This is a genomic window from Streptosporangium sp. LJ11 (assembly GCF_051918945.1).
Taxonomy (GTDB): Bacteria; Actinomycetota; Actinomycetes; order Streptosporangiales; family Streptosporangiaceae; genus Streptosporangium.
Window position 1 is genome coordinate 19752 of the sequence record NZ_JBPXMB010000021.1, and the last position, 15812, is coordinate 35563.

At 72.0% G+C, this 15812-nt stretch carries 9 protein-coding genes; 4 read left to right on the forward strand and 5 right to left on the reverse strand.

Annotated elements, in window-relative coordinates; all coding sequences use genetic code 11:
- Positions 1-12 precede the first annotated feature (12 nt).
- The gene (locus tag ACTOQ3_RS28510) at positions 13-1305 is read right to left on the reverse strand and encodes an extracellular solute-binding protein (RefSeq protein WP_440086481.1); all 1293 of its coding nucleotides are present in this window, start codon (positions 1303-1305) and stop codon (positions 13-15) included.
- 365 nt (positions 1306-1670) lie between these two features.
- Here ACTOQ3_RS28510 and pulA point away from each other — a divergent pair, with 365 nt between their 5' ends.
- From pulA to ACTOQ3_RS28525, 3 genes are all read left to right on the forward strand, one after another.
- Positions 1671-7556, forward strand: coding sequence for a pullulanase-type alpha-1,6-glucosidase (gene pulA / locus ACTOQ3_RS28515; protein ID WP_440086482.1), 5886 nt, complete (start codon positions 1671-1673; stop codon positions 7554-7556).
- A gap of 92 nt (positions 7557-7648) precedes the next feature.
- Positions 7649-9367 carry a carbohydrate-binding module family 20 domain-containing protein gene (locus ACTOQ3_RS28520; RefSeq protein WP_440086483.1) on the forward strand — a complete coding sequence of 573 codons (1719 nt, stop codon included), beginning with the start codon at positions 7649-7651 and terminating at the stop codon, positions 9365-9367.
- 114 nt (positions 9368-9481) lie between these two features.
- Positions 9482-10357 (forward strand): AEC family transporter, encoded by an 876-nt coding sequence (locus tag ACTOQ3_RS28525; protein ID WP_440086484.1) that lies wholly within the window; start codon positions 9482-9484, stop codon positions 10355-10357.
- Here ACTOQ3_RS28525 and ACTOQ3_RS28530 read toward each other — a convergent pair.
- A complete protein-coding gene (locus ACTOQ3_RS28530) occupies positions 10240-10857 on the reverse strand; it encodes a TetR/AcrR family transcriptional regulator (protein WP_440086485.1) in 618 nt (205 codons plus the stop codon). The genes ACTOQ3_RS28525 and ACTOQ3_RS28530 overlap by 118 nt on opposite strands.
- Positions 10858-10962: 105 nt before the next feature.
- Here ACTOQ3_RS28530 and ACTOQ3_RS28535 point away from each other — a divergent pair, with 105 nt between their 5' ends.
- Positions 10963-11229: a hypothetical protein gene (locus ACTOQ3_RS28535; RefSeq protein WP_440086487.1), complete on the forward strand. Its 267-nt coding sequence runs from the start codon at positions 10963-10965 to the stop codon at positions 11227-11229.
- A gap of 198 nt (positions 11230-11427) precedes the next feature.
- Here the strand turns inward: ACTOQ3_RS28535 and ACTOQ3_RS28540 are convergent, their stop codons facing one another.
- The 3 genes from ACTOQ3_RS28540 to ACTOQ3_RS28550 all read right to left on the reverse strand — a co-directional run bounded on the left by ACTOQ3_RS28540 (position 11428) and on the right by ACTOQ3_RS28550 (position 15742).
- A complete protein-coding gene (locus tag ACTOQ3_RS28540) occupies positions 11428-13845 on the reverse strand; it encodes a protein kinase domain-containing protein (protein ID WP_440086488.1) in 2418 nt (805 codons plus the stop codon).
- Between the two features lie 140 nt (positions 13846-13985).
- Entirely contained in the window at positions 13986-14636 is a 651-nt protein-coding gene (locus tag ACTOQ3_RS28545; RefSeq protein ID WP_440086489.1) for a response regulator, read from the reverse strand.
- Positions 14633-15742 carry a histidine kinase gene (locus ACTOQ3_RS28550; protein WP_440086490.1) on the reverse strand — a complete coding sequence of 370 codons (1110 nt, stop codon included), beginning with the start codon at positions 15740-15742 and terminating at the stop codon, positions 14633-14635. The genes ACTOQ3_RS28545 and ACTOQ3_RS28550 overlap by 4 nt, the downstream gene beginning before the upstream one ends.
- Between the last annotated feature and the right edge of the window lie 70 nt (positions 15743-15812).

Below are 15812 nucleotides of genomic sequence, written 5' to 3' on the forward strand. Positions count from 1 at the left end.
GAGCGCCACGGGTCAGCTCCAGTCCTTGAAGATGCCCCGGTACTGGCCGTCGACCTTCTTGAGCATGTCCTCGGGGGTCGCCGTGCCGCCGACGAGCGACTGGTAGCCCTCGAGGAGCGGCTGGAAGAGCTGGCCGCCCTCGGGGATCCACGGCCGCGCGGTCGCGGTCTCCATGATGGGCTTGAAGACGGAGACGTCCTTGTTGGCCTGCACGTCGGGGTTGTCGTACGCGGAGACGCGGGTCGGCAGGAGGCTGATCTCCTTGGCGACCTTGGCCTGGGACTCGGGGGTGCTCATGAAGCGGACGAACTCGTAGGAGGCGTCCAGGTTCTTGGAACCGGCGTAGATGGCCAGGTTCCAGCCGCCGGTGGGGGCGCCGGCCTTGACCGAGCCCGCCGGGACGGGCGCGATGCCCAGGTTCTCCTTGTCCTTGAACTCCTTGCCCTGGTAGATCTCCGACAGCGCCCACGGGCCGTTGTAGATCATCGCGGCCTTGCCGTCCTTGAGGGCGGTCATCGCGTTGGCGTAGCTGTCCTGGATGGCGGGCTTGGGCGCGGCGCCGGAGGTGATCAGGTCGGCGACGGTGGCCATGGCCTTCACGTTCGCCGGGGAGTTGACGGTGATCTTCTTGTTCTGCACGTCGAGGAGGTCGCCGCCCTCGCCGTACATGAAGGGCAGCAGGAAGTAGGAGTCGACGTTGAGCGCGAGGCCGCTGGCGCCGGTCTTCTCCTTGACGTCGAGCGCGGTCTGCTTGAGCTCCTCGACCGTGGTGGGGGCCTTCTCGTGCCCGGCCTCCTTGAGCAGCCGCTTGTTGTAGATGAGCGCGAGGGTGTCGGTGACCTGCGGGACGGCGTACGTCTTGCCGTTGTACTTGGTGCTGCTCAGCGGCCCCGGCAGGAAGTCCGACTCGTTCTCCACGGCGCGCGTGCCCTCCAGCGGCTGGAGGTAGCCGAGCGAGGCGAACTGGGAGGTCCAGGCGACCTCGGAACGGATCACGTCCGGCGCCCCCGCGCCCGCCTGCGACGCGGTCTGGAACTGGTTCTGCGCCTGGTCGGAGGGGACGTTGACGTACTTGACCTTGATGCCCGGGTACTTCGCCTGGAAGTCCTTGATGAGCGCCTGGAAGGTCGGGCCCTCGCTGTCGGGCCTGACGGTGTCCCACCAGGTGATCTCACCGGTGATCTTCGACGGGTCCGTCGCCGCGGGCTGGGTGGGGGCCGCCGTACCGGCGTCACCGCCACCACAGGCGGAGACCGCCAGGGCGAGGGCCGCGACAATCGTCGCGGCCGAGAAGGCTCGCCGCATGTTCTTCTCCTCGTGTTCAGGGGGCGGCCGGGACCGAAGAGCCGTCCGGCCGGGTCTGGAGTACGCCGGACGTTACGCCGACGTGAACCTCATTGGAAGAAGTTTCTGCAAGAGTCTGCAAAGTCGTTACAAAGCCCCCCAAAGCCGAGGAGTCTCACCACCCTTCCCCTCGACCTGCGAGCAGCTATATCGCCCTCTTAGTGATGAAAAATCACTGTTTGTACGTTTTGGGCAACCGATTGGGTCCCCTTCCGGACGACCGTGAATTGCCGGGATTCAGAAAATTGCCGCAAGGGATTGCACAGACCATTCCCAATGAGTAACTTCCGGGCAATACCCTCGAAACAACTCCCGTGGAGGCCCCCGTGGTCTGGCCGCTCCCCCCACGGCGCGCGAGAACGACCTTCCTGACGGGGGTCGCGCTCGCGGCGACCCTGATCGCCACCCCTCTCGCCGCCACCCCGCTCCCCGCCGCCGCGTCCTCCTCCCCCGCGCCCCTCTCAGCACCGGTCCCGGCCTCCACGAGCTCCGTACCGGCCTCCACGAAGCCCTCCGCGTCCGGCGCCGTGGTGTCGTCCGGTCCCGTGGTGTCCGCGCTCAGCCGCACCGCCGAGCCCTCCGACCGGGACCTCGCGCGCGACGCGCTCCGCGCCGACCTGAGCCGCGAGCGCTTCTACTTCGCGATGACCGACCGGTTCGCCAACGGCGACACCGGCAACGACCGGGGCGGCCTGTCCGGCGACCGGCTCGCCACCGGCTTCGACCCCACCCACAAGGGCTTCTACCAGGGCGGCGACCTCAAGGGCCTGCTCGGCAAGCTCGACTACGTCAAGAACCTGGGCAGCACCGCGATCTGGATCACCCCGGCCTTCGTGAACCGTCCCGTGCAGGGCACCGGCGCGAACGTCTCGGCCGGGTACCACGGCTACTGGATCACCGACTTCACCAGGATCGACCCGCACCTGGGGACCAACGCCCAGATGAGGGAGCTGGTGCGCGAGGCCCACCGGCGCGGGATGAAGGTCTTCTTCGACATCATCACCAACCACACGGCCGACGTGGTCGACTACGCGGAGAAGACCTACTCCTACCGCTCCAAGGGCGCCTACCCCTACGTCGACACCGGCGGCGTGCCGTTCGACGACCGCGACCACGCGGGCGAGGACACCTTCCCGAAGGTGGACACCGGCTCGTTCCCGTACACGCCGGTCGCGCCGAGGAACGCCAAGACCCCGTCCTGGCTGAACGACCCGACGATGTACCACAACCGGGGCGACTCCACCTTCAGCGGCGGCGAGAACGACGAGTACGGCGACTTCTTCGGCCTCGACGACCTGTGGACCGAGCGCCCCGAGGTCGTCAAGGGCATGATCGACATCTACCGGACGTGGGTGCGCGACACCGGCCTCGACGGCTTCCGCATCGACACCGCCAAGCACGTCGACATGGAGTTCTGGGAGAGGTTCTCCCCGGCGCTGCGCGGCTACGCGGCCCAGCAGGGCAACAAGCGGTTCTTCATGTTCGGCGAGGTCTACTCCGGCGAGCCCGCCTTCACCAGCCGCTACTCCACCCGGGGCGCCATGGACGCCACCCTGGACTTCCCGTTTCAGGAGGCCGCCCGCTCCTTCGGCGGCGGCACGGCGGACGCGTCCCGGCTGGCCCGGCTGTACGCGGGCGACGACTACCACATCGACGCCGACGGCAACGCGTCGTCGCTGCCGACCTTCCTCGGCAACCACGACATGGGCCGCATCGGCCGCTTCGTCGCCCAGGACAACCCCGGCGCCCCCGACTCCGAGCTGCTGCGCAGGGACCTGCTCGCCCACGAGCTGATGTACCTCACCCGGGGCCAGCCGGTCGTCTACTACGGCGACGAGCAGGGCTTCACCGGCAAGGGCGGCGACCAGGACGCCCGCGCGTCCATGTTCGCCTCCAGGACCGAGAGCTACCTGAGCGACGACCTGATCGGCACCGGCTCCACCCACGCCCAGGACAACTTCGTCCCCTCCCACCCGCTCTACCGGGGCATCTCCGCCCTCGCCGCGCTGCGCGACGCCCACCCGGCGCTGGCCGACGGCGCCCAGATCGAGCGGCTGGTCTCCGGCGGCGTCTACGCCTTCTCCAGGATCGACGCCGCGCGGCAGGTCGAGTACCTGGTCGCGGTCAACAACGCCGAGCAGCCGGCGACCGCGAGCGTGCCCACCTTCTCGGCGGGCGCGGCCTTCACCCGGGTGTACGGCGAGGGCGCCGCCACGCTCACCACCGGCACGGACACGAAGCTGGCGCTCACCGTCCCCGCCCTGTCGGCGGTGGTCTACAAGGCGCCCGCCAGGCTCGAGGCCCCGGCCGCGGCTCCGGCCGTCTCGATCGCCCTGCCCGGGACCGAGATCAGGGGCACCGCCGAGGACGGCCGGATCCCGGTCGTCGCGACCGTGCCGGGCACCGGCTTCGACCAGGTCACCTTCGCCGCCAAGACCGGCGACGGCGCCTGGCGGGCGATCGGCACCGACGACGCCCCCAACGCCACCCCCTCCGGCCGCGCCTTCCGGGTCTTCCACGACCTGCGCGGCGTCGCGGCGGGCACGAGGATCTCGTACAAGGCCGTGGTGAAGGACTCCGCGGGCCGGTTCGCCTCGGCGGTCGCGCAGGCGACCGTCGGCGCCGAGCCCGCCCCCGAGGAGCCCGGCGCGGTCAGGCGCGACTGGCTGGTCGTGCACTACCAGCGGGAGGACGCCGCCGACTACGACGGCTGGGGCCTGCACGTCTGGGGCGACGTGGAGAACCCGACCGAGTGGGCGGCCCCGCTCCCGCTGACCGGCGAGGACTCCTACGGCCGCTTCGCCTGGATCAAGCTCAAGCCGGGCGCCACCAGCGTCGGGATCATCGCCCACAGGGGCGAGGAGAAGGACGGCGGCGACCGGATCGTGAACCCCGCCAGGAACGGCGAGGTCTGGCTGGCGAAGGGGAGACCGGAGACCCACCTGTCCCGCGCGGCGGCCCAGGGGTACGCGACCGTCCACTACGGCCGCCCGGACAAGGACTACGACGGCTGGGGGCTGCACCTGTGGGGCGACGGGCTCGCCGACGGGGTGCCCACCGACTGGGCCGCGCCGCGCCCGCCGGACGGCGTCGACTCCTACGGCGCGTTCTGGAAGGTGCCGCTGAAGGACGCCTCCCTTCCGGCGAACTTCATCGTGCACAAGGGCGACACCAAGGACCCCGGACCCGACCAGTCGTTCACCCCCGCTCTGCAATCCGACGCGTACGTCGCCTCGGGCGTGGCGAAGGCCCACCCGACCCGGGCGGCGGCCGAGAACGTCGCAATCCTGCATTACCACCGGCCGGACGGGAATTACGACGGCTGGGGACTTCATCTGTGGGGTGACGTGGCGAATCCCACCGAGTGGGCCGCGCCGCTGCCGCCCGCGGGCGAGGACGGGTTCGGCGTTCACTTCCGCGTCCCCCTGACCGAGGGGGCCAAGACCGTGAACTACATCATCCACAAGGGCGACACCAAGGACCTGCCGGACGACCAGTCGCTGGACCTGACCGCGACCGGCCACGAGGTGTGGCGGGTCGCGGCCACCGAGGGCCACCTGCTGCCCCAGCCCTCGGCGCGCGGGGCCGACGCCGACCTGTCGAAGTCGTCGGCGCACTGGATCGACCGCGCCACCGTCGCCTGGAAGGTCGGCCCCTCCACCACGAACCGCTACTCCCTGGCCTTCTCCGCCGAGGGCGGCGTCACCTACGACAAGGGCGACCTGACCGGCGACCTCAGGATCATCCGGCTCATACCCGGCGCGCTGACCGAGGCGCAGAAGGCGAAGTGGCCGCACCTGGCCGGGCACGCCGCGTTCACCGTCGACCCGCGCGACGCCGACCTGGTGCGCGAGGCCGTCCGCGGCCAGGTCGTGGCCGTCGAGCGCGACGCCTCCGGCGCGCTGCTGGCCGCCACCGGCGTGCAGCTGCCCGGCCTGCTCGACGACCTGTACCCCGAGGCGGCGACCGCCGAGCTCGGCCCCTCCTGGAGCGGCGGCACGCCCAGGCTGTCGGTCTGGGCGCCGACCGCGGGCAAGGTCGAGCTGGCGCTCTACCGCGACTCCTCCGGCGGGAGGCGCACCGTCCACCCCATGCGCCGCGACGACGACACCGGCGTCTGGTCGCTGCGGGGGCGGCGGGACTGGAAGGACCGCTACTACACCTTCCTGGTCACGGTCTACGTGCCCGGCGAGGGGAAGGTCGTGGTCAACGAGGTGACCGACCCGTACAGCCTGTCGCTGTCGGCGGGCTCGGGCCGCAGCCAGCTCGCCGACCTGTCCGACCGGGCGCTGCGGCCCGACGGCTGGTCGTCGCTGGCCAAGCCGAAGGCCGTGCCCCAGCGGAAGGCGTCCATCTACGAGCTGCACGTGCGCGACTTCTCCGCCTCCGACACGACCGTCCCGGCCGCCGAGCGCGGCACGTACGCCGCGTTCACCGGCGACTCGGCGGGGATGAGGGAGCTGCGCGGGCTGGCCGAGGACGGGCTGACCCACGTGCACCTGCTGCCCGTCTTCGACATGGCGACCGTCCCCGAGCGCAGGGCCGACCGGACCGAACCCGCCTGCGACCTCGCCTCGATGCCCCCCGACTCCGAGGAGCAGCAGGCCTGCGTCGCGAGGACCGCGGCCAAGGACTCCTTCAACTGGGGCTACGACCCGCTGCACTACACCGTGCCCGAGGGCTCCTACGCCGCCGACCCCGACGGGTCGTCGCGGATCAGGGAGTTCCGCGGCATGGTCGGCGGGCTGAACAGGGCCGGGCTGCGGGTGGTGATGGACGTGGTCTACAACCACACCCACGCCGCGGGCCAGGACCCCGCCTCGGTGCTCGACCGCCTCGTGCCCGGCTACTACCACCGCCTGCTCGACGACGGCACGGTGGCCACCTCCACCTGTTGCGCCAACACCGCGCCCGAGCACGCCATGATGGGCAGACTCGTCGTCGACTCCATCGTCACCTGGGCCCGCGAGTACAAGGTGGACGGCTTCAGGTTCGACCTGATGGGCCACCACCCGAAGGCGAACATGGTCGCGGTCCGCGAGGCCCTGGACGCCCTGACCGTCGCCCGCGACGGCGTCGACGGCAAGTCGATCATCCTGTACGGGGAGGGCTGGAACTTCGGCGAGGTGGCCGACGGCGCCCGCTTCGAGCAGGCCACCCAGGCCAACATGGCGGGCACCGGGATCGGCACCTTCAGCGACCGGCTGCGCGACGCGGTGCGCGGCGGCGGCCCGTTCGACGCCGACCCCCGCGTGCAGGGCTTCGGCTCGGGGCTCGCCGGAGCGCCCAACGGCTCACCGGCCAACGGCGACGAGGGACAGCGGCGGGCCCGGCTGCTGAACTACCACGACCTGATCAAGGTCGGGCTCGCCGGCAACCTCCGCGACTACACCTTCACCGCCTCCAGCGGCGAGCGGGTCAAGGGCTCGCAGGTGAGCTACAACGGCTCCCCCGCCGGGTACACCGCCGCGCCGGACGAGGTCGTCACCTACGTCGACGCCCACGACAACGAGACGCTGTTCGACGCGCTGGCGTACAAGCTGCCCCCGGCGACCGCGATGGCCGACCGGGTGCGCATGCAGTCGCTCTCGCTGGCCACGGCCGTCCTCGGACAGGGCACCTCGTTCATGCACGCGGGCAGCGAGCGGCTGCGTTCCAAGTCGCTCGACCGCAACTCCTACGACTCGGGCGACTGGTTCAACCGGCTGCTGTGGGACTGCTCGGCGGGCAACGGCTTCGGCGCCGGGCTCCCCCCGAAGCCCGACAACGAGGACAAGTGGCAGTACGCCAGGCCGCTGCTCGCCGACCCGGCGCTGAAGCCGGACTGCGCGGCGATCGGCGCGGCCCGCGCCCGGTACGGGGAGCTGCTGAGGATCCGCTCCTCCTCGCCGGTCTTCGGCCTCGCCACCCTGGCCGAGGTGCAGGAGCGCCTCACCTTCCCGGCCGGCGGCACCTCGGAGACCCCGGGTGTCGTGACCATGCACCTGGACGCCACGGGGATCGACCCGCGCTGGAAGTCGGTCACCGTCGTCTTCAACGCGACCCCCGAGGCGCGGCCGCAGACCGTCGCCGCGCTGAAGGGCGCCCGGGTGACGCTCCACCCCGTCCAGGCGGCCGGCGACGACGCCGTCGTGAAGCGGTCGACGTTCGACCCCGCCACGGGCACGCTGACGGTGCCGGCCCGCACGGTCGCCGTCTTCGTCCGGCCCTGACCCCCGTACACCCCGGAAAGGCGGCCGGGCCAGGTGTTGCAGCACCCGGCCCGGCCAGGGAACCCGTCCATCGATCCTGGAGGCCCCCACCCGTGAAACCCTACAGAGTCGTCGTTGCCACGGCGTTGAGCGCTCTGGTGAGCGCCGCCGTGCTGGTGCCCGGCGCCCTCCCCGCCCAGGCCGCGCCGCCCACCCCCGGCCCGATCGTCAAACTGTGGAACTGGAACTGGAACTCCGTCGCCAGGGAGTGCACCGACGTCCTCGGCCCGGCCGGATACGCCGCCGTGCAGGTCTCCCCGCCGAACGACTCGATGTCGCGGGGCGGCGCGGTCTGGTGGGACGTCTACCAGCCCGCCCGCTACACCCTCACCAGCAAGTTCGGCGACGAGAACGCGTTCAGGAACATGGTGAACGCCTGCCATTCCGCCGGGCTCAAGGTCCACGCCGACGCCGTCGTCAACCACATGACCGGCCAGGGCAGCACCAGCTACGGCGGCCACACCTTCGGCAAGTACGACTACCCCGGGCTCTACTCCGCCGCCGACTTCCACTCCCCCACCTGCGGGATCAACGGCTCCGACTACGTCAACGACGGCTGGCGGGTGCAGAACTGCGAGCTGGTCGGCCTGGCCGACCTCAACACCGGCTCCGAGTACGTCCGCGACCGGATCGCCGGCTACCTCAACAAGCTGACCTCCCTGGGTGTGGACGGTTTCCGTATCGACGCCGCCAAGCACATCGACCCCGGCGACCTGGCCGCGATCAAGGGCAGGCTCACCGGCTCGCCGTACATCCACCAGGAGGTCATCCAGGGCGACGGCGAGGCGATCAGCCCGGGCCAGTACACCGGGATCGGCGACGTGCACGAGTTCGTGTACGGGCGCAGGCTCAAGGAGCAGTTCAACGGCGGCCAGATCAGGAACCTGCGGTCCTTCGGGCAGAGCTGGGGCCTGTCGGTGCCGAGCGACAAGGCCGTGGTGTTCGTCGACAACCACGACACCGAGCGCAACGGCTCGACCATGAACTACAAGTACGGCGACGCCTACCGGCTGGCCAACGTCTTCATGCTCGCCTGGCCGTACGGCACGCCCAGGGTCTACTCCGGGTTCACCTGGAGCGACGGCGAGGCCGGCCCGCCGTCGGCCAACGGCGGCTTCGCCACCGACGCCGACTGCGGCAACGGCCGGTGGACCTGCTTCCACCGCCAGATGAACGGCATGGTCGGCTTCAACCGCGCCGTGCAGGGCACCTCGGTCGGCGACTGGTACGACAACGGCAACAACGTGATCGCCTTCAGCCGGGGCGCCAAGGGCTGGATCGCGATCAACAACGAGGGCGGGAGCGTCACCCGCACCTTCGCCACCGGCCTGCCCGCCGGAACCTACGCCAACGTCGCGGGCGGCGGCTCGGTGACCGTCGGTCCGGACGGCTCGGCCTCGGTGACCGTTCCGGCCAGGGGCGCCGTCGCCGTCCACACCGGCGCCTCGGGCCCCGGCCCGACCCCGACGGTCGACCCCGGCCAGGTCGCCACCACGTTCAACGCGACCGTGACCACGAGCTGGGGCCAGAACGTCTTCGTCGTCGGCGACGTCGCCGCGCTGGGCTCCTGGAACCCGGTGAACGCCGTCGCCCTGTCGTCGGCCGCCTACCCGGTCTGGAGGGCCACGGTGAACCTGCCGGCCGGCACGGCGATCCAGTACAAGTACATCAAGAAGAACTCCGACGGCTCGGTGACCTGGGAGAGCGACCCCGACCGCTCCTTCACCACCCCCTCCGGCGGCACCGCGACCCGCACCGACTCCTGGCGCTGACCCCCGACCGGCCCTGACTGACACGGCCCGGCCCTGGCCGGCGCGGCCCGGAAAGCCGCACCGGCCGGGGCCGGGCTCGCCGGGGAACGCGAGGGCCCAGATACGGTATGCCGGGTGCAGGCGGTTATAACAGCATTTATCCCGATATGGTTTATCGGCGCCCTCGGCTGGCTGGCCGCCCGGTTCGGATGGGCGAGCGACCAGGCCCGGCAGGCGCTGACGCGGTTCGCGTTCACCGTCGCGATGCCTGCGGTGCTGTTCACCACGCTCAGCCGTACCCCGCTCGACCGGATCCAGCCCGGCCCGCTGGTCGCCTTCGCGATCAGCACCTTCGCCGTCGGCCTGCTCGCGCTCGCGCTGTTCCGCGGCGGGCTGCCGGAACGGGTGCTCGCCGCGATGTCGTCGTCCTACGTCAACGCCGGCAACCTCGGCATCCCCGTCGGCCTGTACGTCCTGAACGACGCGACGTTCGTGGTGTCGGTCCTGATCTTCCAGGTCCTGGTGGTCTCCCCGCTGATCTTCCTCGGCCTCGGGGCCGGGCGCGCGTCCTTCCTCGCCCCGCTGCGGACGCCGATCGTGATCGCCTCCTTCCTCGGTCTGGGCGTGTCGGCCCTCGGCCTGCGGCTGCCCGACCTCGCGCTGAGGCCCCTGGAGATCCTCGGCGGCGCCGCGGTGCCCCTGGCGCTCTTCTCGCTGGGCATGTCCCTGAACGGCTCGGCCGTCTCCTGGCGCGCGACGGCACCGGCGGTGATGCTCAAGCTGCTGCTCCAGCCGCTGCTGGCCTTCCTGGCCGGGCGCTTCCTCCTGGGCCTCGACGGCCCGGCGCTCTTCGCGGCCGTCCTGTTCGCCGGGCTCCCCACCGCGCAGAACACCTACGTGTACGCCGCCGAGTACGGCCGCCCCACCGACCTGCCCCGCGACGCCATCCTCGTCTCCAGCGTCCTGTCCCTGGGCACCCTGTCGGCCATCGCCCTGCTGGGAGCCGCCTGATCCGAGGACGGGACTACGGGCGCGCCCGCTCCACCAGGACGGCGAGACCGTCGAGATTCGTCCGCCATGGACAGCGCGACGCTGAGGACCAAGGCGGGCAGCGTGAGCGCCTCGCGGATCCGTGTCGTCATGGGCAGTCCGAGCCCGTCGAGCGCGCGCAGGGTCCATTCGGTGTGCTCCATCACGTTGGGCGCCAGCGACGGGCGGACGAGCGAGACGGCCCTGGGTAGCCAGAGGTGCCGCCGGCACGGCTCCCACTGCAGGCGGGAGATCAGTTCGAGCTTGGCCCGCCAGCCGTCCGGCCCCGGAACGGGCAGCTCGGGTTCGCCGAAGACCTCGTCGGTCATCTGCGTCACCAGCTCCTCCTTGCTCGCGACGTGCCGGTACAGCGACATCGGGCCGACACCGAACTCGGCCGCGAACCGTCGCATGGACACGGCGTCGAGTCGCTCGGTGTCGGCGATCGCGATGGCGGCGCGGAGAGTCCGCCTCCGGTCCAACGCCTGCCGGGAAACGCCGGCCCGCCGTGGTGCCGGAGGAGGAGTCACGACGACCGGCCGCGTCCGGCCCATGAGGGCGCCGACGGGGGGCGGCGGCTGCTCAACATGCTGGAGCCGGACGAGACCGCCGGCATCCCGACGGCCGAGGCCCAGGGTGAGGCGCACACCTGGGGCCGGATTCCCCGGACCTACGTGCGCCTCACCCTCGACCGGCTGATCCCGCCCGCGTTGCAGGACCGGTTCATCAAGGAGGCCGACCGTCTCACCCCGGACAACCCGACCGACGTGCGGAGCGTCGCGGCCCCCCACGTCGGCCCGTTCGACCGGCCGGAACTGGTGGAGATCTTCTCGGAGCTCGCCGCCGGTCGCTGACCGGCGCGGCGCGGCACGCTCCGGGACAGGCGGCACGTTCTTGGAAATCCGCACGCCCCCCGGAGACGCGGCACGTTCCGGGAGCGTACGGCTGGTCGAGGCAGGAGCCCGGCGACCCGGGGACCGGCCAGCGCAGGCGCCGGACACGGACGGACGCGCTGCGCTTCTACGAGCGCGAGGGCATCCTGCGGGGACCGGTCAGCCCAGGCGCCAGACGCGGACGGTGTCGTCGCCGCCTGCGGTGACCGCGACGGGGCGCCCGCCGAGCTCGGTCACCGCGGCGGCGAACACGTTGTGGTCGTGGGCCTTGAACGGCCGCCCCGCCGGCTTTCCCGTGTCGAGGTCGTGGACCCGCGCGGTGGAGTCGTTGCTGCCGGAGACGACGACGGTGAGCGATCCCACCCGGCCGACGGCCAGGGAGTAGACCCAGCCGCTGTGGCTCCGGATGGGCGGGCGTGCCTCACCGTCGCCCGCGGCGTCGTCGATGTGGATGTCCTGCGCGCCACCGGCGGACAGCACCACGAGCCTGCCGTCCAGCTCGGCCGTGGTGACGGCGGTGACCTGGCCGCGCTGGGTGAGGATCGTCTTGCCGGGCCCCGAGCGGAGCGGCCAGCGGCGCACCGTGCCGTCGCCGCCGCCGGTGAACACGACGGGCTCGCCGTCGAGCTCGGCGGTGGCCAGGCCGAACACGGCGCCGTCGGCGGCACGGCGGGCCTTGCCGATCGCGGCGCCCGTCCTCAGGTCCCACAGGCGCAGGCTCCCGTCGCGTCCGCCGGTCACCACGACGGGCTCGCCGTCGAGAGTGGCCAGGGCGAGGGAGAAGACGGGCACGGCGGCGTCGAAGGGTTTGCCGACCGGCTTGCGGGTGGTGAGGTCCCACAGGCGGACGGTGCCGTCGTCGCCGCCCGACACCGCGATCGTCCTGCCGTCCAGCTCGGTGACCGCGACGGAGCGCACCCAGTTGGTGTGCCCGGCGAGCGTGGCCAGCGGCCTGCGGGTGGCCAGGTCCCACAGGCGGACGGTGCGGTCGTTGGCACCGGAGACGATCACGGGCCTGCCGTCCACCTGAGCGATCGCCACCGTCTGGAGGTCGTCGCGATGGCCGCGCAGCGGGCCGCCGACCGGCGCGCTCCTCCAGTCCCCGGTGACCGAGGTGGGGGTGGCCGCGGGGGACGCCGATCCACCGGGAGAGGGGGAACCGCCGGGAGACGGCGAAGTGCTGGGCGGCGTTGATTCGCCGGGCGAGGGGGATCCGCCGGAGACCGACGGGGATCCGGTCAGCGCGACGGGGGTGGGGTCCGCGGGCTCCTCCCCCGTACCCGCCAGCAGCGGCGGGAGCACGAAGGCTCCCGCGGAGACCGCGACGGCGGTGGCGGCGACGGCGGCCCCGATCCGCCACGACCGCGACCGTCCGGACCCGCCGGGCACGGTCGCGTCGGCGGACCCCTCCCGCGCGTCACCGGGAAAGGCCGGTACCCCGGGATCCGCCGGGCGCCACTGCCCCGGCGCGGCGCCCGGGCCGATCGGTGACGGCCCGGCGTACGACGGCTGCGGGGGCGCGGCGCTCCGCCCGGGTGGCGGCAACGACGGCAACGGCGGGGACGGCGACTCGGACGGCGGCTCGGACGGCGACCGAGAGAGCGGCTGCCGGGACGGCGGGAGCCGGGTGGGCCGCCGGGAGTCGGCACCCCACCCGGGAGACGGCTGCCCGGACTCGCCGTCCCGACCGGGGGACGGCTGGGACGACGGTGGCCGGTCCCGTACCGGGTGCCCGGCCTGCGGCGGTGACGGTGGCGCGACGGCTCCCGCCGACGGCTGGCGGATCAGCCGGAACAGCAGGTCGGGGGCGGCCGGCCGGGCGGCGGGGTTCTTGGCCAGGCAGGCGCGCAGCAGCGGCCGCAGCCCCTCGGGCACCCCGGACAGGTCGGGCTCGGCGTTGAGGATGCGGTGGAGCACGGCCGGGATGGAGTCCTGGCCGAACGCGGGGCCGCCGGTGGCGGCGAACACCATCGTCACGGCCCAGCTGAACACGTCCGAGGGGGCGGCGACGAGCTGACCGTGCACCTGCTCGGGTGACATGTAGGCCGGGGTCCCGATGGCGCCGCTGGTCTGGGCGGACCCGGCGTCGAGCGCCTTGGAGATGCCGAAGTCGATGACCCGCGGGCCGTCGAAGCCGAGGAGCACGTTGGCCGGTTTGAAGTCGCGGTGCGCGATCCCCGCCTGGTGGATGGCGACGAGCGCGGTGGCCGTGCTGATCGCGATGCGCTGCAGGGCGGCGCCGTCGCGCGGTCCCTCACTCTCGACGGCCTGCTGCAGCGACGGCCCGTCGATGAACTCGCTCACCACGTAGAGGTGGCCGTCGCTCTCCCCCGCGTCGAGCACCCGGGCGGTGCAGAACTCGGCGATCTGCCGGGCGACGGCGATCTCCCGCTGGAAGCGCGTCCTCGCGACCTGGTCGGCGGCGAACCTCGGGTGCAGCACCTTGACCGCGACGCGCTCACCGGCCGGGTCACGGCCGAGGTAGACCGTGCCCTGCCCGCCCTCGCCCAGCCTGGCCTCGATCGTGTACGACCCGAAGGCGGTGGGGTCGCCGGATCTGAGCTCTGTACCGGCCATCGTGCTCCTCCCCCGCCGCGAACCCGCCCGAGTGGTCCGGCGGCCGGCGCCCTGCCGCACGCGCCGGGTTCCGGGCAGCCGAGTCCCGGAAAGGAGCATGCCAGTATCAGCGAATTGCGCCAAATGCTGGCCAACTACTATCAGTCGAGGATGCTGGCGTGCAGGGCGCGCAGCACCGCGTTGGTCCGGTCGCGAGCCCCGAGTTTGAGCAGCACGGTCGAGACGTGGTTCTTCACCGTGCCTTCTGCCAGAAACAGGGCCCGGGCGATCTCGCGGTTGCTGTACCCCTCCGCGACGAGCCGCAGCACCTCCACCTCTCGTTCGGTGAGCTGCTGGATCGCGGGCAGATCGTCGTCATCCGCCGACCGGCGGCGGTGCACCGCGCGCAGCAGCCGATCGGTGATCGACGGCGAGATCAGCGTCCCCCCGTCGGTCAGGACGCGGATGGCCCGGGTCAGCCGTTCGAGCGTCACGTCCTTCAGCAGGTAGCCGCATGCCCCCGCCCGCATCGCGTCCAGCACCAGGGTGTCGTTGTCGAACGTGGTCAGCACGAGCACCGGCGGCGAGCCGCCCGCGCGCTCCTGCAACGCCCTGAGCACCCAGATGCCGTCGTGGCGGGGCATGCGCAGGTCGAGCAGGACGACGTCGGGGGCGTGCTCCTCGATCGCCGCCAGCGCGGACATGCCGTCGTCGGACTCCCCCACCACCTCGATGTCGTCGGTCAGGTCGAGCAGGCTGCGGATGCCCTGCCGCACCAGGGTCTGGTCGTCGACCACGATCACCCGGATCACCGCGCCGGCACCCTGGCGGTGACGCGGAAACCGTCGCTGCCGTCGAGCCGCACGTCGCCGCCGACCGCGCCGATCCGCTCGCTCAGGCCGCGCAACCCGTTGCCCGGCCGCAGATGGGGACTGCCGCGCCCGTCGTCGACGGAGGTGAGCCTCACACCCCGGTCCGGCGTGCTCTCGATCCGGATGCGCAACGAGGTCGCGTCCGCGTGCCGGACGGTGTTGGTGACGATCTCCTGGACGACGCGGATGAGCGTCATGGTCACCTCCTCGGTGGGGCGTACGTCGTCGTCGATCCACACACCGACCTCAAGGCCGGGAATGTCGCGTACTACGGCGGTCAGGGACTCGCGCAGATCGGGCGCGTCGGTGCGCAGCTGCCCGACGGTCGTGCGCACGTCGCGGAGCAGGTCCCGCGCCACCCGGTCGGCGCGCTCGATGTGCACGCGCGCGCCGGGGCCGTCGCGGTGCCGGGCGACCTCCAGCTCCAGGGTGAGCGCCGTGAGCTGGTGCCCCATCAGGTCATGCAGTTCCCGGGCGATGCGCAGGCGTTCGTGGGCGCGTGCGGTGTCGGCCAGGATGACACTCGCCGCCCGCAGCTCCAGATGTGCCTCGCTCAGCTCACGGCGCATCCGCTGCTCCCGGATGGTCGCCAGCGAGCTCAGCAGCGTCGCGACCTGGATCAGCAGGTACAGCAGCGCGCTGAGGCCGATCTGGGGGAAGGCGGCGCCGGTGAGACCCACGGTCACGGCGATGACGACGGTGTTGAGCACGACCACCAGCGGGCCCGCCCACGGCGGTGCGATGTACGCGCCCAAGGCCGCGACGAAGACCAGCAGGATCGGCAGCCACCCGGCGCCGGGCGCCGTCAGGATCGTCAGCCACCCCAGCACGACGGCCGCGCCGTAACAGGCCCACGCCCGCCTTCGCCGGCAATCCTCCCAGAGCACGGCGGTCAGCGAGGTGACCAGCAGCGCCACGAACAGCGCGCCCCACACCGGCCGGGGCACCCACGTCTCGGCCGCGCCGAGCAGTATCGGGGTGCCCACCGCGAGGCACACCAGCAGCACCGCCAGCCCCGCCCACGCGTCCGGCTCGATTCGCCGCATAGCATCACTTTACTGGCGCTCGCATCCGGGCCGAGGTGCCAAAAGTCATGGGTGCCGATACTGACCATCG

Excerpts from the sequence above, each read along its gene's own strand:
- ACTOQ3_RS28510 (WP_440086481.1), bottom strand. The coding sequence starts at position 1,305 with ATGCGGCGAGCCTTCTCGGCCGCGACGATTGTCGCGGCCCTCGCCCTG.
- ACTOQ3_RS28535 (WP_440086487.1), top strand. The coding sequence starts at position 10,963 with ATGCTGGAGCCGGACGAGACCGCCGGCATCCCGACGGCCGAGGCCCAG.
- ACTOQ3_RS28540 (WP_440086488.1), bottom strand. The coding sequence starts at position 13,845 with ATGGCCGGTACAGAGCTCAGATCCGGCGACCCCACCGCCTTCGGGTCG.
- ACTOQ3_RS28550 (WP_440086490.1), bottom strand. The coding sequence starts at position 15,742 with ATGCGGCGAATCGAGCCGGACGCGTGGGCGGGGCTGGCGGTGCTGCTG.